Genomic DNA, 20,351 nt, shown 5'->3' with positions numbered 1-20,351 from the left:
GGATCTAGTTCTATCGATTCTCCTCGGTTCATAGATTTGGAATATAAGAGATTACAGAGTCGCGGGAACGGCGAGTAGATGGCCGGATAGCTCCCGGCGAACCGAGGAGGACTTCGTTATGAACAATCGCAAGTTTCGTATATGGAATATTGCCCGACTGAAACGCAAGGTGATGGAAGGTCTGAGCATGGGGCGAACGCTAGTCATATTAATGCTGGGCTCTCTTATATTTTTTATTTTACTAGGGCTCGGCGGGATGGCGGAGCAGCGGATGAATTCCTCGCCTGTGTCGTCGATGAAAGGTTTGGCCGCTTCCCTATCAAGCCACTTTTTCATTGATATGATCGGAATGGAAATGCCGCATATGACGGCTTCGAAAGAGACTTCAAGTTTCTCCGGGGATAAAATGTCGACCTTCGTCTTTGAACTGCTCACGAGTGTGAATCCCAAAGATCCAAAAAGCCTCCTCGCGGGTGAGCTTCCGGGTATGAAGGCCAATCAACCGGTACAGCTGTCCCACGGCTCTGGCAATGAGGATGGCGAAGCCCCGGCGGACTACCGGCCGGATCCTGCAGCGGAACAGCCGGAAGAGAATCCGGGGGATACGGGCGAGGAACCGCCGCAAGGAGAGCAGGGCGACAACGGCATAGGCGGTGAAGACGGGCCGGATCAAGGGGCCGAGGAAGAGCCTGGCAGCAAGAATGAACCTGGAAACACATCCAAGGACGGTAAAACCACAGGCGGCAAGAAGGCTGTATTAATCTATCATTCGCATCCGCAGGAGGCCTATAACCCGCTGCTCACGCATCCATCCGATAATCCGGGGGCGGTATCGCCGAGCAAAAACGTTATGCTGGTGGGCAGTTTTCTAAGCAAAAGACTTGAGGCCAACGGGATTGGCACCCTGCATGACAAGAGTGACTATCAATCTACCGTACCGGGGTACAACTACAACTATTCCTATAAATACTCCCGCCAGATGGTCATGGAAGCCATGTCCCAGAATGACGGCATCAACTATCTGATCGATATCCACCGCGATTCGCAGCGTTACAACAAAACAACAGCCACCGTGAACGGTGTGAACTACGCCAAGGTCTACTTCATTATCGGTCATGCGAACGAGAACTGGAGAAAGAACGAGGAGTTTGCAAGTAAAATCAATGCCAAGCTTGAGAAATCCTATCCCGGCGTCTCACGGGGCGTGTGGGGCAAATCCGCAGATCAAGGAAACGGGGAGTACAACCAATCCCTGTCACCGAACAGCATCCTGATCGAAATCGGCGGGATCGACAACACCAAGGAAGAATTACAGCGTACGTCTGAAGCGTTGGCGGATATTATTGCAGATGTGTATTGGCAGGAGCAGGAGGCCCAGAAAGCCAGCGTGAAAAAAGACAGTGATCCAGCGAACAAACGTGCCGCTTCAGCGCCAACCAAAGAAAGCGGCACTGCGGACACTGAGCGTAAAGCAGCCAAGGCAGGCTAAGTTCTGAAAGCTGCCTTGGCAAATACAGGGCAGAGCACACGTGAAATCGGAGGGGGACTTATGATGTCAAGAATGGGGAAACGGTTTGTGGCTCTTATCATTTGGACAGGCATCGGCATATTGGTCGGCATGCAGCTTGGAGGGTCGAGAGCGCCTGTACCGGCAGACGGCGTTTCAGCTGTGCAGAATGTGCAGCAAGGCCATGTTCAAGAGACGCAAGGCGAGACAACCCGAGGGAATGGCTGGGGAGGGACGCGCAAGACCCCGCCGGCATCAGAGTCCACGGCTCAGGAACAGGAAGTCCGTGCATCGGAGCCTGAATTCGAGCCGTCACCCAGCGATATTCTGCTGCCCGAACGCTCAAAACCGCCTGCGGATGTGCTTGCGGACAAGACGGCAGGACTGCTCCAGCAGCTGTCTGACCAGAGCATACGCTGGGTGGTGTCGATGTTCGGATCCATCACGGATTAAATTCACCTTTTTCTCAGCATTGCTGTGCATCCCCTCAACTGGTATAATAAGTTGATTCAAACATCTGGTGGTTGTTGGGGGTTAGGCATGACAGACGTACAAGCAAGACAACAAAAAATTCGTAATTTCTGCATTATTGCACATATAGACCATGGGAAATCGACACTTGCTGACCGTATATTAGAGTATACCGGTGCATTAACCTCGCGTGAAATGCAGGAGCAGGTTCTGGATCAGATGGATCTGGAGAGAGAACGCGGAATTACCATCAAGCTGCAGGCGGTTCGCCTAAATTACAAAGCCGATAACGGCGAGGAGTACATATTGAATCTGATTGATACTCCGGGGCACGTCGACTTTACGTATGAGGTATCCCGAAGCCTGGCTGCTTGTGAGGGCGCGCTGCTCGTTGTTGATGCTGCGCAGGGTATCGAAGCCCAGACGCTGGCCAACGTATATCTGGCACTGGATAACAATCTTGAAATCCTGCCTGTCATTAACAAAATCGATCTGCCAAGCGCCGATCCTGAGCGCGTAAAGCAAGAGGTCGAGGATGTCATCGGGCTTGATGCCAGCGATGCGGTCCTGGCTTCCGCCAAAGCGGGCATCGGTATCAAGGAGATTTTGGAGCAGGTGGTGCAGAAAGTACCGGCACCTGCGGGCCATCCGGAAGAACCGCTGAAAGCGCTGATCTTCGACTCCCACTATGATCCATATAAGGGTGTCATCGTCTATGTGCGTGTTATCGACGGAAGCATTAAGGCAGGCTCCAAAATCAAAATGATGGCGACCGGCAAATCTTTCGAAGTCATCGAAGTGGGTGCATTTAAGCCCCGCATGTCCATCGTGGACGAGCTTAACGTCGGAGATGTCGGCTTCATTGTAGCGGGCATCAAGAGTGTAGGCGATACGCAGGTCGGCGATACGGTAACGGATGCCAAGCGTCCGACAGCCGAGCCGCTCCCGGGTTACCGCAAAATCAACCCGATGGTGTTCTGCGGATTGTATCCAATCGAAACGTCAGACTACAACGATCTGCGCGAGGCGCTTGAGAAGCTGCAGCTTAATGATGCATCGCTCAGCTTTGAGCCGGAGACGTCCAGTGCACTCGGATTCGGCTTCCGCTGCGGATTCCTGGGCCTGCTTCATATGGATGTGATCCAGGAGCGGATTGAACGCGAGTTTAACATACCGCTGATCACGACCGCGCCAAGCGTTATATACCGCATTACGCTGACAAACGGAGAGCAGATCCAGATCGATAACCCTTCCCATTATCCTGAGGTCGGCAAGGTTGATTATGTTGAAGAACCTTATGTTAAAGCGGCCATTATCGTGCCGAACGATTATGTAGGGTCGATCATGGAACTGTGCCAAAACAAACGCGGCGAATTCGTCAACATGGAATATTTGGACACAACGCGCGTCACCATTACCTATGAAATTCCGTTATCGGAAATTGTCTACGACTTCTTCGACCAGCTTAAATCCAGCACGAAGGGGTACGCCTCCTTTGATTACGAGGTGTCTGGATATCGTAAATCCAATCTGGCGAAGATGGATATTGTACTCAACGGCGAACAAGTGGACGCCTTGTCCTTTATCGTGCACAAGGACCGCGCGTATCACCGCGGACGGGCCATTTGCGAGAAGCTGCGCGAGCTGATTCCTCGCCAAATGTTCGAAGTGCCGATTCAAGCTTCCGTGGGTACCAAGGTAGTTGCCCGTGAGACGGTGAAAGCGATGCGGAAGAATGTACTTGCCAAGTGTTATGGCGGTGACATCTCCCGGAAGCGGAAACTCCTTGAGAAGCAGAAGGAAGGCAAGAAGCGGATGAAGCAAGTCGGCAGCGTCGAAGTGCCGCAGGAAGCCTTTATGGCCGTCTTGAAAATCGACGACTAGTAATCGGATGGTTCAGCAGGACGTGTTTAGTCTCAGCGAAGCCGCCAGTCTTACAGCTTTACAATGTAAATGATGGGAAAGCCGATTCTCGGCTTTCCTTTCTTTCATTACAAGAGGCGTAGCGTTATAGTAGAGAATGAACTTCTGTAATTACTTAAGTAAGTCGTGCAGGAGGCTGCACATAAGGGGGCAAGAAAAAGAATGATGGCAATCGATAAACGGACGGAAGCAGTATACATCCATATTCCGTTCTGCACCAATAAATGTTTTTACTGTGATTTCAACTCCTATGTATTAAAGGATCAGCCGGTTATGGATTATCTGCATGCGCTGGATAAGGAAATGGAACTGACCGTTAAGGCCAATCCTCCGGGCATCATCAAGAGCATATTTGTGGGGGGAGGAACACCGACGGTCCTCAAGCCGAATGAAATGGCGTATTTTCTGCAAAGCGTGAGGCGGCATTTTCCCGAATGGACGGAGGACATTGAGTTCTCGATGGAAGCGAATCCCGGTACTACGGATTTGGAGAAATTGTCCGTCATGCGTGAAGGCGGCGTGAACCGGATCAGCTTCGGGGTGCAGGCCTTCCAGAACAGCTTGCTGACTGGCATCGGGAGAATCCATGATACGGATGACGTGTACCGGAGCCTGGACAACGCCAGACAAGCAGGCTTTGACAACATGTCCATCGATTTGATGTTCGGACTTCCGAACCAGACGCTGGAGATGCTGGCGGAAAGCGTGGATAAGGCCTTGGCACTGGGGCTCCCTCACTATTCGATATACAGCCTGAAGGTGGAAGAGAACACATTGTTCCATACGATGTACCAGAGAAACCAGCTGCCGCTTCCGGACGAGGAGGACGAGCTGAATATGTACCTTCTCTTAATGGAACGGATGAAGGCGGCCGGATATAAGCAGTATGAGATCAGCAATTTTGCTAAACCCGGATTTGAGAGCCGTCATAACATGACTTACTGGCGGAACGAGGATTATTATGGACTGGGCGCAGGAGCGCACGGATATGTAGGCCGTCAGCGTCACGTGAACATCAAAGGGGTCAATCCCTATAATGAAGCAGCCAACAAAGGACTCCCAAGACTGGAAAGCTTTGAGGTGTCAAGGGAAGAAGCGATGGAGGATTTCCTGATGGTTGGACTCCGTGTGCTGGACGGTGTATCACGGACCCGATTCCAGCAGCAATTCGGTGTTCCCATGGAGCAGGTATTCGCCCGTCCGCTGGATAAAATGGTGGGGGCTGGGCTTCTGGACTCCACGGAAGACGGCTATAAGCTGAGCAGCAAAGGAATTCTGTTTGGCAACGATGTGTTCGCCGAATTTATAGGGAGTCTGTCGACAAATTAATCTATTGAACTTATATGCGCTCTGTTGTATATTTATTCATAACATGACGGAGCGTGTAAAGGGGAGACGGACAACATGTCGGCGGTATGCAGAAAAGCAAAGCTTGAGGATGTCGAGCCGCTGTATCAGATGATTCAGGGATATGCCGAGAAGGGGATCATGCTGCCCCGGTCCAAAAAAGTGCTGGAGAAACAGATCGGAGAATTCGTGGTTGCGGAATCCGAAGGACATGTTATCGGCTGTGGTTCATTGTGTCAGCTCGGAACCGATTTGGTTGAGATCCGATCACTCGGCATCTCTGAAGGTTATAAAGGAAAGGGCATCGGCTCGATGCTGGTGGATTCCCTTTTGGAAGAGGCGAAGCGTCGTGAGCTTCCGAAAGTGATGGCCTTGACGTACGAGGTATCCTTTTTCATCAAAAACGGCTTTGACGTCGTTGAGAAGGAGATTTTCCCGGAGAAGGTGTGGACCGACTGCATCCATTGCAAGAAGCAGCACGCCTGTGACGAAATAGCTGTTCTTAAAGTACTGAACTGACTTGACAATCCTCAGGTCGGTTTGGTATTTTTGTTATATCGGTTAGCACTCGATGACGAGGAGTGCTAACGAAAGCGAAATTTAGCAGTCAGCAAGGAGGGGAGCGACATGTTAACAGATCGTCAGCGCATGATTTTGAATGCCATTGTGGATGACTATATCCGTTCTGCCGAGCCGGTAGGTTCGAGAAGCATTTCCAAACGCGGGGATGTGGGTTATAGTCCGGCTACCATTCGAAATGAGATGGCTGATCTGGAGGAGCTCGGGTTTTTGGAGCAGCCTCATACGTCAGCTGGACGAATTCCGTCTCATAAGGGATATCGTTATTATGTTGATCATCTCGCGTCGTCGTTTTCCTTGAACGCTGCGGAGCTGCATTTGATGAAATCATTTTTTGCAGAAAAGCTGAACGTGATGGAGCAGATGATACAGCATACAGCCGGCATTTTGTCTCAGATGACTAATTACACTTCCATCCTGCTGGGACCGGAAGTTTTTCATACGTCTTTGCGTCATTTCCAGCTTCTTCCTCTTCATGAGGACCAGGCCGTAGCGATCATCGTAACCAGCACTGGGCAAGTCGAGAACAAGATTGTCTCCATTCCCAAGGGCGTGTCCGTTTCGGAATTGGAGCAAGTGGTGAACCTTCTGAACAAGAAACTTGTCAACGTGCCTCTATATAAACTCAAGACCCGTTTGTATACGGAGATTGGCGAGGAAATGCAGCGGCATATTTCGCATTACGAGGATCTCATGAGCATGCTCGATATTGCGCTTAATAACGAACCGGACCACCGGGGTGTGTATCTTAGCGGTACCACCCATATGCTGAATCAGCCCGAGTTCAAGGATGTAGATAAGGTAAGGGAAATCTTTGAGCTTCTGGAGCAGACGCCTGCCCTGATGAAGCTGATGGCACCGGCTCCTGGGGAGCACGGCATTCAGGTGAAGATAGGTACGGAGAATACGCATGAAGCGATCTCCAACTGCAGTTTAATAACGGCTACCTATTCCATCGATGGCAAAGCGCTTGGTTCCATCGGAATACTCGGCCCTACACGAATGGAATATGCACGGGTGATCGGCATCTTGAATGTATTATCCCATGACCTGACGAAGCTGCTGTCACACTGGTACAAATAAAGGAGTGAGACAGATGAGCCAAGGACAACATAGCCAAGTGGATGGAGATGAGCGGTACTCTACGCTGCTGAACAATAGTAATGCCGTCCGGGCTGTCACGTCCGCTGTGGAAGGTACTCTTGGGCCCAAGGGGCTGGACGTGATGCTGGTGGGCCCTCGCGGTGAAGTCGTCATTACCAATGACGGTGTCACGATTCTGGATAAAATGGATGTCACCCATCCGGCAGCCCGCCTTCTCATACAGGTGGCGCGTGCCCAGCAGGAGAAGATCGGGGATGGCACCACAACCGCTACCGTGCTTGCAGGTGCCCTGGTACAGGAAGGCGTATCCCGCATTACGCGGGGTGTCCCGGCTTCCAAGGTGGTGGAGGGTCTGCGCCAGGGAATCGAGACGTCTTTGCGGTTGTTATCTGACCGGGTTCGGGTCATTGACGGACTGGACGATCCGCTGCTTGAGCGGACGGTGTACGTTGCTGGCCGTGAACGCAAGGACATTGTGGAATTAATCATGCAGGCTGCACACAAGGCCGGAATTAATCGGCTCCAGGACCCTTCCTACTCGCTTGCAGACAGTATAATTGCTCTGGAGAATGCCGAGAATGAAGTGTTTGAAGGGGTTCTGCTGCGGCAGAGGCCTATCTTCGCCCGCGAATCACAATCATATGATGATGCCAAGGTGCTTGTGCTGTTTGATTCCCTGGAGCCGGATGAGATAGACGAAGAGGCGCTGACAACGGAAGCCGGGTTTGCGCAGTATATGGATCTTAGGAAAGTGTTCGCTTCGGATTTAGAGAAGATGTCGGAATTGTCCGTAAAACTCATTCTGCTTGAAAAAGGAATCCACCCCGATGCAGAGCAGTTCTGCCTCGACCACGGCATGATGGTTGTGCCGCGCGTATCGCGTGCGGATCTTCGGCGGGTAAGCGACATGACGGGGGCTACTCCCATACGCCGGAAGGCGTTACATAAAGACTCGAAGGAGCTTGCGGCTCTTCTGGGCCATACCCCGCGTGTCTCTTATGATGAAGGGATTGAGAAGATCCGGCTTGCATGCGGCAATCAAGACCGTATTGTGACGGTCATTGTCGGTGCAAGCACCTCTGAAGTGGTGGGCGAGGCCGCCCGAATCGCGGGAGACGCAGCATCGGCTCTGCAGGCGGCCGTATCCGGCGGGGTGCTTCCAGGCGGCGGGACAAGCGAACTTGCCGTGTCCTACGAGCTGGAACGAATCCGGGAGGCCCAGAAAGGCATGGAAGCCTTCGGGATGGAGGCCGTTTCGGCGGCGCTGCGCAAGCCGATGTCGCAGATCCTTCTGAATGCCGGTTACAATCCGCTTGAGAAGATGGAGGAAGTGCGCGCAGCACAAATTCGTGCCATCTCCGATAGTATGGGTATTGATTGTGACAGCGGCCGTGTTGTGGATTATGAGGAGCTTGGGGTGCTTGATCCGGCTCCGGTCAAACTTCACGGACTGCGGGCAGCCGGCGAAGTAGCGGCTGCCGTGCTTCGGATTCATCATGTAATCAAGATGAAGGAAATAGGCGAATAACGTAATCCCATAAATGAATCACAGACAACCTGGTTTAGAATATGAAGGAGGTGAAGGCGTCTTGAATAATGAGCATAAGGATGCCGTTCAAGATACAGTTTCAGAGGAAATAGTAGAAGAAACATTGGAGAACACGCCAGGCCCGGGTGAGGGTGAAGTAACCCCTGAGCAGGAGATTCCTGTAACGGAATCTTCGGATGAGGCTGGTTCAGCCGAGCTTGAGAAACTTCAGGCTGAAGTGCTGGAGCATCAGCAGCGCGCGCTGCGAGTGCAAGCGGATTTCGATAACTTCCGCAGACGTACACAGAAGGAGAAAGAGGAGCTTGGTAAATATGCTTCCTCCAAACTCATTACGGAGCTTCTGCCCGTGATTGACAACTTTGAACGTGCCCTTCAGGCATCCGGTGACAATCCGGAGTTTGAATCCTTCTCCAAAGGGGTAAACATGATTTTCCGTCAACTGGAATCCGTTCTGGCAAGCGAAGGCTTGACGGCGATGAACAGTATCGGCGAGCCGTTTAATCCGGAGTATCATCAAGCGATAATGCAAGTGGAAAGCGATGAATTCGAGGAAGGCATCGTGGTCGAGGAAGTGCAGAAGGGCTACATGCTGAAAGACAAAGTATTGAGACCTGCCATGGTTAAAGTGAGCATGTAAGCGACTCTCGAATGGTCGTTTATCATATAAAAAAATGATCAATATCATACGAAGATTCGTGTGAATGAATAAGGAGGAAAATTTTTCATGAGCAAAGTAATTGGTATCGACTTAGGAACAACCAACTCCTGCGTAGCCGTAATGGAGGGTGGGGAAGCAGTAGTTATCCCGAATCCGGAGGGTGCTCGTACAACCCCGTCCGTCGTCGGATTTAAGAAAGATGGCGAGCGTGTTGTTGGGGATACAGCCAAACGGCAAGCGATCACCAACCCGGATCGTACCATTATCTCCATCAAGCGTCACATGGGTACGAATCACAAAGAAACCATCGATGGCAAAGACTACACACCGCAAGAGATTTCCGCAATCATTCTGCAGAAGCTGAAATCCGATGCGGAAGCGTATCTGGGCCAAACAGTAACCCAAGCCGTTATCACGGTTCCTGCATATTTTAATGACAGTCAGCGTCAAGCAACAAAAGATGCCGGTAAAATCGCGGGTCTTGAGGTTCTGCGTATCGTTAACGAGCCGACGGCAGCTGCTTTGGCATACGGTATGGAAAAATCCGAAGACCAAACGATTCTGGTATATGACCTTGGTGGCGGTACATTCGACGTTTCCATTCTGGAACTCGGCGATGGCTTCTTCGAAGTAAAAGCAACCAGCGGTGACAACAAACTCGGCGGAGACGATTTTGACCAAGTGATCATCGACTACCTGGTAGCAGAATTCAAAAAAGAGCAGGGCATTGACCTGAGCAAAGACAAGGCTGCCGTTCAACGTTTGAAAGACGCAGCTGAGAAAGCGAAAAAGGAATTGTCCGGCGTACTGACAACAACGATTTCCCTGCCGTTCATCACCGTTGCTGACGGCGTGCCTCAGCATTTGGAGATCAACCTGACTCGTGCTAAATTCGAAGAATTGTCCGCTTCACTTGTAGAGCGTACGCTTGGACCAACTCGTCAAGCGCTTAGCGATGCAGGTTTGACGGCTAATGATATTCATAAAATCGTACTTGTCGGCGGTTCTACCCGTATTCCAGCCGTACAAGAAGCCATTAAGAAATTGACAGGCAAAGAGCCTCACAAAGGCGTAAATCCTGACGAAGTGGTCGCGCTTGGTGCCGCTGTTCAAGCGGGCGTATTGACTGGCGACGTTAAAGACGTGGTTCTGCTCGACGTAACTCCACTGTCCCTCGGTATCGAAACCGCAGGCGGCGTATTCACCAAAATGATCGATCGCAATACGACAATCCCAACAAGCAAATCCCAAGTATTCTCCACGTATGCCGATAACCAGCCGAGTGTCGAAATTCACGTGCTTCAAGGTGAGCGCGAAATGGCTGCCGGCAACAAAACATTGGGACGCTTCATGCTTGGAGATATTCCTCCAGCACCGCGCGGTGTACCGCAAATCGAAGTTACCTTCGATATTGATGCGAACGGTATCGTCAATGTTTCGGCTACGGATAAAGGCACTGGCAAGAGCCAGAAGATCACCATCACGTCTTCCAGCGGCTTGAGTGACGCTGAAGTTGAACAAATGATGAAAGACGCTGAGCTTCACGCCGAGGAAGACCGTAAACGTAAAGAACTGGTAGAAGCTCGCAACAATGCGGACCAACTCGTATACACCACAGAGAAAACCATCAAAGACCTTGGAGACAAAGTTGATGCGGCCGAAGTGGAAAAAGCGAATGAAGCGAAAGAGAAAGTGAAAAAGGCGCTCGAAGCCGATAACCTGGAAGAGATTAACGCTTCGGTTGAGGAGCTGACTCAAATCGTGCAGCAGCTGTCCGTGAAGCTGTATGAGCAAGCAGCACAAGAACAGCAAGGTGCTGAAGGTGCTGACACTGGCGCTCCGAAGAAAGACAATGTCGTTGATGCAGATTACGAGGTTGTTGACGAAGATAAAAACAAAGGTTAATCTGAATAGATTGTATGGGAAGGTCAAAGCTGCGCATCTTCGCACTTTGGCTTTCCTTATGTAAAGAGTAATAAAGAGATTGGGGTGAAACCGTGGCTGATAAGCGTGATTATTACGAGGTGCTCGGTGTTGGCAAGGATGCATCGGATGATGATATCAAGAAGGCGTACCGCAAAATGGCTCGCCAATACCATCCGGATGTAAACAAAGCGGCTGACGCGGAAGCCAAATTCAAGGAAGTGAAAGAGGCTTACGATGTATTGAGCGATGGTCAGAAGCGTTCGACTTACGACCAGTACGGTCATGTCGATCCGAACCAAGGAATGGGCGGAGGCGGCTTCTCCGGTGATTTCGGCGGTTTTGGAGATATATTTGATATGTTCTTTGGCGGCAATGGACGCCGTGATCCGAATGCGCCTCAGCGGGGGAACGATCTGCAGTACACCATGACGGTAGAGTTTAAGGAAGCCATATTTGGCAAGGAGACGGATATTAATATCCCGAGAACCGAGACCTGCGATACGTGTCATGGTTCCGGTGCCAAACCAGGCACGCAGCCTCATACTTGCTCGGTATGTAATGGCAGCGGACAGCAGGAGGTTGTGCAAAATACGCCATTCGGACGTATGGTGAACCGCCGTGCTTGCTCCAACTGTAACGGAACCGGAAAGATTATCAAAGACCGCTGCTCGACTTGTCATGGCAACGGTAAAGTGAAAAAACAGCGCAAAATTCATGTTCGCGTACCTGCCGGTGTGGATGACGGAGCTCAGCTGCGCATGACAGGCGAAGGCGAAGGCGGATTACGCGGCGGACCGGCCGGTGACCTGTATATTGTTATCCGTGTGAAGCCGCATGATTTCTTTGAACGCGAAGGGGATGACATTTATTGCGAAGTGCCGCTTACCTTTGCCCAAGCTGCGCTTGGCGATGAGATCGAAATCCCGACGCTGACCGAAAAAGTGAAGCTGAAGATCCCGGCTGGAACACAGACCGGCACCTTCTTCCGATTGAAAGGCAAAGGGGTACCGCGGCTGCGCGGCATGGGACAGGGCGACCAGCATGTCAAAGTTGTGGTTATCACGCCAAGTAAGCTGAGTGATGAGCAGAAAGAACTGCTTCGTCAATTTGCTTCGCTTGATGGCGAACAGACTCATGAACAGGAACAGTCTTTTTTTGACCGTGTGAAAAAAGCATTCCGTGGTGACTAATACTGATATAGGGATATTCCCTTTCATAGCACGAAATATAACAGCAGGCTGAAGGATAACATACCTTTAGCCTGCTGTTTTTTCTACAGCTCCCAAGAATAAAAGGATCAATGATGAAGCATCCTAGGGGGGTTCCATCCAGATGCGCGATTTTGAAGAGGAAATGCAGGTGAAGTGAAGTGGCAGAGAAAAATATTTTGGCGTATTTCAAAAGCCCTGATCAGGCACAGCACGCAGCTCGCAAGCTCCAGTCGCTGCGCGTTGCGGATATGTCTATCGACCGGTTTGGGGCTTATCCCGGCGGGGAGCTTAACCAACCGATGAATCCGTTGACAGGTAATATTGCCAGCTTGTCAACGTTGACCCTAAATGCGGACATTTCGGGGCCGGGAGCCGGAATCCTCGGAGCGGCGGATCCTTCTGCCAGCGGGATGAGCAGCGGAGGGCAGGACGGAACCGAGGGCCGGGATATTCTGTTGACGGTTGTGTTGGATGAAGGCGTATTCACTCAAGCCATGCGAATCATCGAAGAATCCGGCGGCATGGTTTAAGTGTTGCAGGTCAGCGCTAATCGTTTATAAGGAAAGGAGAATAGCACTCATGATGAGACGTGTGAAAAAAGGAAAAATTTCGAGCAAAACGGAGAAGATGATTGCTCTTCAATCCGCCAAGGCTGAGGATGTTGAATTCTCGGCAATGGAAGCCGATCACGATGATGTCGAGGCGCTTCGCAGAAGCGAGGCAGCGGATGAACGCCAATTGAAGAAAATTCTCGACGAAACCAGTAAAGACGTAGATTGATCGTTACGAATTTAATGTATTGCCTGGTCCCTCTTACCTTCTTCTTGCGGAGGCGGTAAGAAGGGCTTTTTTGATTATATGATCAACAGAATAGTCGCCACGCATTTCCGTACAAACTTTGTATCAGGGGTCCTCCATATAGTACAATGGTATTTATGTATGAACGAGGAGGAACTGTAGCACATGTTATGGCGTGAATTAACGATACATACCACGGAGGAAGCCGTGGAGATGATTACGAATTTCCTGCATGAAGCAGGAGCCGGAGGCGTCTCAATTGAAGAGTCCGGTACTACGAACAAGAAACGGGATACATCCCTTGGGCAATGGTTTGATGAGATTGTTCCGTTTAACGATATTCCTGAAGGGTTTGCCGTCATCAAAGGTTACTTTGATGAGACGGTTACGCTGGAATCGGTCCTTGATGAAATTGCCCCTCGTGTGGAGGAGCTGAAGGAATTTGGCATTGATACAGGTGAAGTAAGTTATGAGATGAAGACGGTGGATGAGAATGAATGGGCGACTGCCTGGAAGCAGTATTTTAAACCGATCCGCGTGTCCGAGAGGTTAACCATCAAACCGACATGGGAGGAATACACGCCTGAATCGGACAATGAATCCATTATTGTACTGGACCCCGGGATGGCTTTCGGAACGGGAACACATCCAACCACTTCCTTGTGCCTGCGTACGCTGGAGATGGTAATCCAGGGCGGTGAGGAAGTCATTGACGTCGGGACGGGATCAGGCATTCTCTCCATCGGTGCGGCGCATCTGGGGGCTTCGCGAATTCTGGCTCTTGACCTGGACCCGGTTGCCGTATCCAGCGCGAAGGAGAATACCCGTCTTAATGGTCTGGAAGATGTCATCACGGTGAAGGAAAGTGATTTGCTCTCGGTACTGACGGATTCGTCCGTTCAATCGGACCTGGGCGTGAGACTGCCGGTACAAGTTGTAGTGGCCAACATTTTGGCGGAGGTTATCCTATTGTTTGTGGACGATGTCTACCAGGCCCTTCAGCCAGGCGGCGCCTATATCGCTTCCGGAATCTACAAGAACAAAGAAGAAATCGTGGAGAAGGCACTGATTGCCTCGGGCTTCGAAATCGCGGACATTTGCCGCGAGGATGATTGGGTTGCATTCGTAGCGAGGAAGAACTGATTATGGATTTTTTGGATAAGCTGCTATTTTATCCGCTGGAACAGCTTCCGTTTTACCTGATTGCTTTAATCATTGCATTTACCGTGCATGAGTTTTCACATGCCTATTTTGCTAATAAATTCGGAGATCCTACAGCCAAGCTGCTGGGCAGAGTGACACTGAATCCTGCGGTGCACTTTGATTTTCTGGGCATCGTCCTCCTGCTGATTGCCGGGTTCGGCTGGGCAAGACCGGTTCCCATTAATCGGGAGAACTTTAGCAACCCACGCCGGATGAGCATTATCGTGGCGGCGGTGGGTCCGCTGAGCAACCTTTTGTTAGGCATACTTGGGGCGCTCATTTATGCTGTTCTGTATCAAACCGGCATTATTCCTCCCGAAGGAATAACCAAGACGGATCAAGCGGTGCATTTGTTCTTTAATATATTCATATTGCTCAATTTCTTTTTATGTCTGTTTAATCTGGTTCCATTGCCGCCGCTGGACGGCTACCGCATCCTGGAGAACGCGCTTCCTCCGCGGATGAGTGCGAAGATACAAAAGTTTGAGCAATGGTCGATCCTTATATTCTTGTTGATCATTCTGTTGCCTTTTTTCCAGAACTATACGATCAAGCCCCTGTATGATACGGCATATGCGCTGTCCTCCAAAATTTTGGATATGTTCATTTTGATGACCGGCGGTTATCGACACTGATTTTTTCTGGTCAGTTCGCATGAAAAGTTGTATGATGGGGTTTGGCGATTTTTGAGTTAGGTGAGGATATAAAGATGCAGCGATATTTTGTGACTCCCGCACAATTCGAGGGAGACCGTGTAGAGATTACGGGCGATGATGCCCGTCATATCACCAAGGTCATGCGAGGCAGGCTTGGTGATAAACTGATTGTAAGCGATGGGGTATCCCGCGAAGCCATGGTTGAAATTGAAAGTTTAGAAGCGGCCAGCGTTTTTGCCGTTGTGATTGAATCCATGGAGATGAGAAATGAGCCGCGCCTGCAGGTGACGATTGCCCAGAGCTTGCCGAAAGGCGACAAAATGGAGACCGTCATCCAAAAATGCACCGAGATTGGCGCGGTGTCCTTTGCTCCCTTCTTATCGGAACGAACGATTGTTCAGTACGATGCCAAGAAGGAAGGCAAGCGGCTGGAGCGTTGGCGCAAAATCGCGAAGGAGGCTGCTGAACAGGCTCATCGTAACCGGGTACCGTCTGTTGAACAGCCTTTATCGTGGAGGAATCTGCTTGCAGCGTTTTCCAGCTATGATGCTGTTTGTTTTTGTTATGAGAAAGAGCATGGTTCCCAGTTAAGGGACGTGCTCAAGCCATTTGTAGAGCAGGCGCTGCCGGAGTCCGGCTCCCAAGCCTGCTTGCTGCTGGTCGTTGGGCCTGAGGGCGGATTTACGGAAGAGGAATGCCGGGCTGCCGAGGATGCGGGAGCCGTGTCCGTCGGACTGGGAAGGCGGATTCTCCGCTGCGAGACTGCCGGCATGACCGCGCTTGCCTGCGCACTATACGAATCTGGAGAAATGGGGGGCGTTTGAACATGCCATCCGTAGCGTTTTATACGTTGGGTTGCAAAGTCAATTTTTACGATACCGAGGCCATCTGGCAATACTTCAAAAATGAAGGCTACGACCAGGTGGACTTCGAACAAACCGCTGATGTTTATTTGATTAACACTTGCCACGTTACCAATACAGGGGATAAAAAGAGCCGTCAAATGATCAGACGCGCGGTTCGCCGCAATCCTGAAGCCATCGTGGCTGTAACGGGCTGTTATGCCCAAACCTCGCCTGCCGAGATTTTGGATATTCCAGGCGTGGATCTTGTAATCGGAAACCAGGATCGCGATAAAATCATGGATTTCATTCAGGATATTGAAAAAACGCGCCAGCCGATTAATGCCGTGCGTAATATTATGAAGACCAGAGTGTTCGAGGAGATGGACGTTCCGGATTTTGCCGAGCGTACACGTGCATTCCTGAAAATTCAGGACGGATGCAACAACTTCTGTACGTTCTGCATTATTCCTTGGTCCCGCGGACTGTCGCGCAGCCGGGATCCGAAGAGCATTATCCAGCAAGCTCATCAGCTGGTAGGGGCAGGATATAAAGAAATCGTGTTGACCGGTATTCACACGGGCGGATACGGCGACGATCTCGAGGAATACCGATTGTCCGACCTGTTGTGGGACCTTGACCGGGTTGACGGTCTGGAACGCATTCGCATCAGCTCCATTGAAGCCAGCCAGATCGATGAGAAGATGCTGGACGTTCTGAACCGTTCCAGTAAAATGTGCCGTCACCTCCATATTCCGCTGCAAGCTGGAGATGATACGGTGCTGAAACGGATGCGCCGTAAATATACGACGGAAGAGTTCTATAACAAGATGGGCTTGATCCGCCAAGCGATGCCGGATGTCGGCATTACCACCGACGTCATCGTTGGATTTCCAGGAGAAACGGATGAGATGTTCCGCAACGGCTATGATCTGATGAAGGCCATTCAATTCTCCGAGATGCACGTGTTCCCTTATTCCAAGCGTACCGGTACGCCGGCAGCACGCATGGAGGATCAGGTGGACGAGGAAGTGAAGAACACCCGTGTCCATGATCTGATCGACTTGTCGGAGCAGCTGCAGCTTGCTTATGCGGAGCAGTTTGTAGGCAAGATTCTGGACGTGATACCGGAGCGGGAATACAAGGGTGCTCCCAAAGGCGGAAAGATGCAGGGTTACAGCGATAACTACCTCCAGCTCATATTCAATGGCTCGTCTGATCTCGAAGGCAAATTGTGCCGCGTAAAAGTGACCAAAGCCGGTGTAAATGAATGCGAGGGCGAACTCCTCAGCGTCATGGATCATGGACTTAAGGCAGCTGCCCAGTAATTCCAATAGCGGCCATACCAGACAAGGATTTCATTTCCTAGCCATTTGGAAGTGGAATCCTTGTTGTACATGAAGGAGGAACAGGACATGACATATACACAAATTTCCGCAGGCGGCGTTGTATACCGTCATTATGAAGGGGCGCTTCAGATCCAGCTCATATTGGACCGTTACGGAAAAACCTCGCTTCCCAAAGGCAAGATGGAAGCAGGTGAAACCGTCGAGCAGACGGCACTCCGAGAAATATGCGAGGAGACAGGTATAGTCGGATCCATCACCTCTCCAGTGGACATCATTGCATATAAATACCATCATCCCGAATTAGGCCAGGTGGACAAGGAAGTTCACTACTACCTGGTAAAGGCAGAAAAGGGTGTTTTGAAACCCCAGGTCGAAGAAATTAACGGGGTGGATTGGTTTGAGCCTCTTACCGCATGGAGGAAGCAGCGCAGTAACGGTTACAACAATAATGATGTTATCCTTCGCAAAGCGCTTACGCTACTTGATATCAGCATTCCTGTAGACGAAGATATTCAGATTTAGGTCTGAGCCCGTTTGTTCCAGAATGGCAGATAGCACAGCGGAAGCGCGATAAGAGAGCAAACGACATTAAACAAGGTTTGTGCATGGGCGATCTGACCAGCCGGGTCTGCGGCAAACCAGCCCGATACCATCGTTAAACCTGCAATCAAGGGCGTAAAGAGAAGAACCCCGCCGATATTGAGACTCATGTGGGACCAAGCCACAAATCGACCGGCCCGGGTGCTGCCAAGCGCAGCTATTAAAGCTGTCACGCAGGTCCCCACATTAGAGCCCAGCACGATGGCGACGCCAATCTCGGGAGGCAGCGCTCCGCTGGCTGCAAGGCCCATTGCCATGGCGATGACTGCAGCACTGCTGTGCATGAGCGCGGTCAGCAGCGTACCGGCGGCAATGCCCCAGAGGACGCTTCGCGAAGCATGGTCGAGAAACCATTGGAACACGCCAAGGCTTTGAAGGGTGGGGCCGATGGATTGCATGAATTGAATGGCGAGCAGCACAAGCGAGAATCCGGCAACCGCCAAGCAGAGAAACTGACTGCGGATCAGCTTCTCTTTTAATTTGTCATAGCTGGAAGGTACGCGTTCGCTGACGAGTACAGCTCCAATCCATAACATCAGGGAGAGGACAAGGAGGGGCATGGCTGCCTGTCCGATTTGAAGACTGATGAGCTCCGTGGTAACCGTTGTGCCGATGTTGGTGCCTAGAATGATGCCCAGGGTTCCGGCAAAACTCAACAGGCCGGCATTCGCGAATCCTATCGCTAGTACGGTTACAGCGGTGCTGCTCTGGAGCAGTGCTGTTACCGCAGTGCTGGCGATCATGCCCTTGATGGGTGTGGATGTCGCTTGGTGGAGCCACTTATGCAACAGGGGACCGGCCCAGCGCTGGAGGGCTACCTCCATGACCTTCATACCGAACAGGAACAGAACAAGACCATAACAGATGGGAAACCAGAGTGAGGATAGCATGATGTTCTCCTTTTCTGAGGAATAAAGTGTGAGATAATAACGTCGGCCGCGGCGGAAGGACTTGACCGGATCTCTTCGGTAAGACCTCCATCGGTGCTTTTCTTAAGATTATGGAATTTATAACAGTTCACCGAAGCTGAGCGAATTCGATAATCGCAAGAAAAACATCCTTTACACGCTGTCTGTCTTATGGAAAAGTCTGTCTTACGCAAAAAACACGTCGGTAGACGCTTTTCTTATTACGTATATGACCCCTGGCGGACATGCATGCCTATAGATATGGCGCAGGGGATAACTTAAGGAGTGAACATACAGTGCCATCGGTTATTTTGGAGCGCAGTCGAAAAAAGAGATTGGAGCAGGGGCATCCCTGGGTTTATAAAAGCGAGATTGCCTCAGTTGAGGGAGAGCCGAAACCGGGGGATCTGGTTTCTGTGTTAAACCACCAAGGGCGGTTTCTTGCCTCGGGTTATTACAATCCGCAGTCTCAAATCACGGTACGCACCGTTTCCTACGAGCCGGTTGAGTTGATGAATCGGACTTTTTTTGCCGCCCGTTTTCAGGAGTGCCTGAAGCACCGGGAACGGTTTATCGGGGAAGAGAACGCCTACCGGCTGGTATACGGAGAAGCCGATTTTTTACCCGGTTTGATTGTAGACCGTTTCGCTGACGTGCTGGTTGTGCAGCTGCTGACGCTGGGTATGGATCGCTGCCGTGAAGAGATTGTGAGTGCGCTGGTTGAGGTTATGCAGCCAAAAGGGATCTATGAGCGGAGCGACGTATCCGTTCGTGAGCTGGAGGGACTTGAGCTGCGCAAAGGGGTCCTCTACGGAGAGTGTCCGCGCCACGTAACCGTGACGGAGAACGGCCTCAAGATTAAGGTTGATATCGAAGAGGGACAGAAGACGGGATATTTCTTTGACCAGCGTGAGAATCGGGCTTCCATTAAACCGTTAATGACCGGCTGGGGAAGCCGCAGCGGAATTGCGCTTCAAGCAGTGGAATCGGGTGGTGAGCTGAAGAAGGTGCCTGTGAACAAGAGTGGAAAAGAAGTTACTTTTCCATATTGGGACGGAGCCACGGTGCTTGAATGCTTTTCCCATACGGGCAGCTTCACCCTGCATGCTTGCCAATATGGCGCCAAGAAAGTTACCTGCCTCGATATTTCGGAGCATGCAATAGACAGTGCCAGAGAGAATGTCGAACTGAACGGATTTCAGGATCGGGTGGAGTTCGTCGTGGATGATGCCTTCCAATATTTGCGGAACCAGGTAAAAGGACTGGATGAACGTGAACAGCGGGCCAAAGGGGATCAGAAGGTAGACACCTCCAAACCCCTGACAGCAGGAGGCGGCCGTTCCTGGGATGTGGTAATTCTGGATCCACCGGCATTTGCCAAAACCAAGTCAGCCGTCAAAGGGGCTTGCCGCGGATACAAGGACATCAATTTGCATGGCATGAAACTGGTGAACGAGGGCGGTTATTTGGTTACGGCTAGCTGCTCGTACCATATGCGGCCGGATTTGTTCCTGGAGACGATCCAGGATGCGGCCCAAGATGCAGGCAAAATTCTGAGATTGGTGGAATGGCGTGCCGCTGGTAAAGATCACCCCCAAATCCTTGGGGTGGACGAGGGGCATTATTTGAAATTCGCTGTGTTTGAAGTGCGCAGCAAATCAAGACTATAGAGTGCTGCCGAATCGTATGGATAAGAAGGATCTTCCAAGTGGTGGGTAAA

Annotated in this window: 19 protein-coding genes; 18 read left to right on the top strand and 1 reads right to left on the bottom strand. The window is 51.0% G+C overall.

The window, feature by feature from the left end; translation table 11 throughout:
- Positions 1-118: 118 nt before the first annotated feature.
- From PGL02S_RS19315 to PGL02S_RS19235, 17 genes are all read left to right on the top strand, one after another.
- On the top strand, positions 119-1,489 hold the full coding sequence (locus PGL02S_RS19315) for a stage II sporulation protein P (protein WP_036644482.1): 1,371 nt from the start codon (positions 119-121) through the stop codon (positions 1,487-1,489).
- Positions 1,490-1,552: 63 nt separating this feature from the next.
- On the top strand, positions 1,553-1,960 hold the full coding sequence (locus tag PGL02S_RS19310) for a hypothetical protein (RefSeq protein ID WP_255308653.1): 408 nt from the start codon (positions 1,553-1,555) through the stop codon (positions 1,958-1,960).
- Between the two features lie 87 nt (positions 1,961-2,047).
- Positions 2,048-3,862 (top strand): translation elongation factor 4, encoded by a 1,815-nt coding sequence (gene lepA, locus PGL02S_RS19305; RefSeq protein ID WP_036644477.1) that lies wholly within the window; start codon positions 2,048-2,050, stop codon positions 3,860-3,862.
- Positions 3,863-4,063: 201 nt separating this feature from the next.
- Positions 4,064-5,230, top strand: coding sequence for a radical SAM family heme chaperone HemW (gene hemW, locus PGL02S_RS19300; RefSeq protein ID WP_036644474.1), 1,167 nt, complete (start codon positions 4,064-4,066; stop codon positions 5,228-5,230).
- Positions 5,231-5,305: 75 nt separating this feature from the next.
- A complete protein-coding gene (locus PGL02S_RS19295) occupies positions 5,306-5,767 on the top strand; it encodes an N-acetyltransferase (protein ID WP_036644473.1) in 462 nt (153 codons plus the stop codon).
- A 108-nt stretch (positions 5,768-5,875) separates the two neighbouring features.
- Positions 5,876-6,910 carry a heat-inducible transcriptional repressor HrcA gene (gene hrcA, locus PGL02S_RS19290; protein ID WP_006209001.1) on the top strand — a complete coding sequence of 345 codons (1,035 nt, stop codon included), beginning with the start codon at positions 5,876-5,878 and terminating at the stop codon, positions 6,908-6,910.
- 13 nt (positions 6,911-6,923) lie between these two features.
- On the top strand, positions 6,924-8,459 hold the full coding sequence (locus tag PGL02S_RS19285; RefSeq protein WP_006209002.1) for a TCP-1/cpn60 chaperonin family protein: 1,536 nt from the start codon (positions 6,924-6,926) through the stop codon (positions 8,457-8,459).
- A gap of 61 nt (positions 8,460-8,520) precedes the next feature.
- A complete protein-coding gene (grpE, locus tag PGL02S_RS19280) occupies positions 8,521-9,117 on the top strand; it encodes a nucleotide exchange factor GrpE (RefSeq protein WP_006209003.1) in 597 nt (198 codons plus the stop codon).
- An 87-nt stretch (positions 9,118-9,204) separates the two neighbouring features.
- Complete coding sequence (gene dnaK, locus PGL02S_RS19275) at positions 9,205-11,043, top strand: molecular chaperone DnaK (protein WP_006209004.1); 1,839 nt, start codon at positions 9,205-9,207, stop codon at positions 11,041-11,043.
- A gap of 92 nt (positions 11,044-11,135) precedes the next feature.
- Positions 11,136-12,254 (top strand): molecular chaperone DnaJ, encoded by a 1,119-nt coding sequence (dnaJ, locus tag PGL02S_RS19270; RefSeq protein ID WP_006209005.1) that lies wholly within the window; start codon positions 11,136-11,138, stop codon positions 12,252-12,254.
- 179 nt (positions 12,255-12,433) lie between these two features.
- Complete coding sequence (locus PGL02S_RS19265; RefSeq protein ID WP_006209006.1) at positions 12,434-12,805, top strand: hypothetical protein; 372 nt, start codon at positions 12,434-12,436, stop codon at positions 12,803-12,805.
- A 49-nt stretch (positions 12,806-12,854) separates the two neighbouring features.
- Complete coding sequence (locus PGL02S_RS19260; protein ID WP_006209007.1) at positions 12,855-13,055, top strand: YfhD family protein; 201 nt, start codon at positions 12,855-12,857, stop codon at positions 13,053-13,055.
- A gap of 183 nt (positions 13,056-13,238) precedes the next feature.
- Positions 13,239-14,216: a 50S ribosomal protein L11 methyltransferase gene (gene prmA / locus PGL02S_RS19255; protein WP_036644469.1), complete on the top strand. Its 978-nt coding sequence runs from the start codon at positions 13,239-13,241 to the stop codon at positions 14,214-14,216.
- Between the two features lie 2 nt (positions 14,217-14,218).
- Positions 14,219-14,911, top strand: coding sequence for a site-2 protease family protein (locus PGL02S_RS19250; protein WP_036644467.1), 693 nt, complete (start codon positions 14,219-14,221; stop codon positions 14,909-14,911).
- Between the two features lie 74 nt (positions 14,912-14,985).
- Entirely contained in the window at positions 14,986-15,756 is a 771-nt protein-coding gene (locus PGL02S_RS19245; protein WP_006209010.1) for a 16S rRNA (uracil(1498)-N(3))-methyltransferase, read from the top strand.
- Positions 15,757-15,758: 2 nt separating this feature from the next.
- Positions 15,759-17,102, top strand: coding sequence for a tRNA (N(6)-L-threonylcarbamoyladenosine(37)-C(2))-methylthiotransferase MtaB (gene mtaB / locus PGL02S_RS19240; RefSeq protein WP_036644465.1), 1,344 nt, complete (start codon positions 15,759-15,761; stop codon positions 17,100-17,102).
- 87 nt (positions 17,103-17,189) lie between these two features.
- A complete protein-coding gene (locus PGL02S_RS19235; RefSeq protein ID WP_006209012.1) occupies positions 17,190-17,645 on the top strand; it encodes an NUDIX hydrolase in 456 nt (151 codons plus the stop codon).
- Here PGL02S_RS19235 and PGL02S_RS19230 read toward each other — a convergent pair.
- The gene (locus PGL02S_RS19230) at positions 17,642-18,613 is read right to left on the bottom strand and encodes a Na/Pi cotransporter family protein (RefSeq protein WP_036644463.1); all 972 of its coding nucleotides are present in this window, start codon (positions 18,611-18,613) and stop codon (positions 17,642-17,644) included. The two genes, PGL02S_RS19235 and PGL02S_RS19230, sit on opposite strands and share 4 nt — an antisense overlap.
- A 314-nt stretch (positions 18,614-18,927) precedes the next feature.
- Here PGL02S_RS19230 and PGL02S_RS19225 point away from each other — a divergent pair, with 314 nt between their 5' ends.
- Positions 18,928-20,301, top strand: coding sequence for a class I SAM-dependent rRNA methyltransferase (locus PGL02S_RS19225; RefSeq protein WP_036644461.1), 1,374 nt, complete (start codon positions 18,928-18,930; stop codon positions 20,299-20,301).
- Positions 20,302-20,351: the final 50 nt, after the last annotated feature.

Origin of the sequence: Paenibacillus glucanolyticus NBRC 15330 (assembly GCF_004000885.1) — a bacterium.
GTDB lineage: Bacteria > Bacillota > Bacilli > Paenibacillales > Paenibacillaceae > Paenibacillus_AQ > Paenibacillus_AQ glucanolyticus.
The sequence above is the reverse complement of the archived record's forward strand: the minus strand, read 5'-3'. Positions and strand labels throughout refer to the sequence as shown.

Excerpts from the sequence above, each read along its gene's own strand:
- PGL02S_RS19315 (WP_036644482.1), top strand. The coding sequence starts at position 119 with ATGAACAATCGCAAGTTTCGTATATGGAATATTGCCCGACTGAAACGC.
- PGL02S_RS19310 (WP_255308653.1), top strand. The coding sequence starts at position 1,553 with ATGTCAAGAATGGGGAAACGGTTTGTGGCTCTTATCATTTGGACAGGC.
- lepA (WP_036644477.1), top strand. The coding sequence starts at position 2,048 with ATGACAGACGTACAAGCAAGACAACAAAAAATTCGTAATTTCTGCATT.
- hemW (WP_036644474.1), top strand. The coding sequence starts at position 4,064 with ATGATGGCAATCGATAAACGGACGGAAGCAGTATACATCCATATTCCG.
- PGL02S_RS19295 (WP_036644473.1), top strand. The coding sequence starts at position 5,306 with ATGTCGGCGGTATGCAGAAAAGCAAAGCTTGAGGATGTCGAGCCGCTG.
- hrcA (WP_006209001.1), top strand. The coding sequence starts at position 5,876 with ATGTTAACAGATCGTCAGCGCATGATTTTGAATGCCATTGTGGATGAC.
- PGL02S_RS19285 (WP_006209002.1), top strand. The coding sequence starts at position 6,924 with ATGAGCCAAGGACAACATAGCCAAGTGGATGGAGATGAGCGGTACTCT.
- dnaK (WP_006209004.1), top strand. The coding sequence starts at position 9,205 with ATGAGCAAAGTAATTGGTATCGACTTAGGAACAACCAACTCCTGCGTA.
- PGL02S_RS19260 (WP_006209007.1), top strand. The coding sequence starts at position 12,855 with ATGATGAGACGTGTGAAAAAAGGAAAAATTTCGAGCAAAACGGAGAAG.
- prmA (WP_036644469.1), top strand. The coding sequence starts at position 13,239 with ATGTTATGGCGTGAATTAACGATACATACCACGGAGGAAGCCGTGGAG.
- PGL02S_RS19250 (WP_036644467.1), top strand. The coding sequence starts at position 14,219 with ATGGATTTTTTGGATAAGCTGCTATTTTATCCGCTGGAACAGCTTCCG.
- PGL02S_RS19245 (WP_006209010.1), top strand. The coding sequence starts at position 14,986 with ATGCAGCGATATTTTGTGACTCCCGCACAATTCGAGGGAGACCGTGTA.
- mtaB (WP_036644465.1), top strand. The coding sequence starts at position 15,759 with ATGCCATCCGTAGCGTTTTATACGTTGGGTTGCAAAGTCAATTTTTAC.
- PGL02S_RS19235 (WP_006209012.1), top strand. The coding sequence starts at position 17,190 with ATGACATATACACAAATTTCCGCAGGCGGCGTTGTATACCGTCATTAT.
- PGL02S_RS19230 (WP_036644463.1), bottom strand. The coding sequence starts at position 18,613 with ATGCTATCCTCACTCTGGTTTCCCATCTGTTATGGTCTTGTTCTGTTC.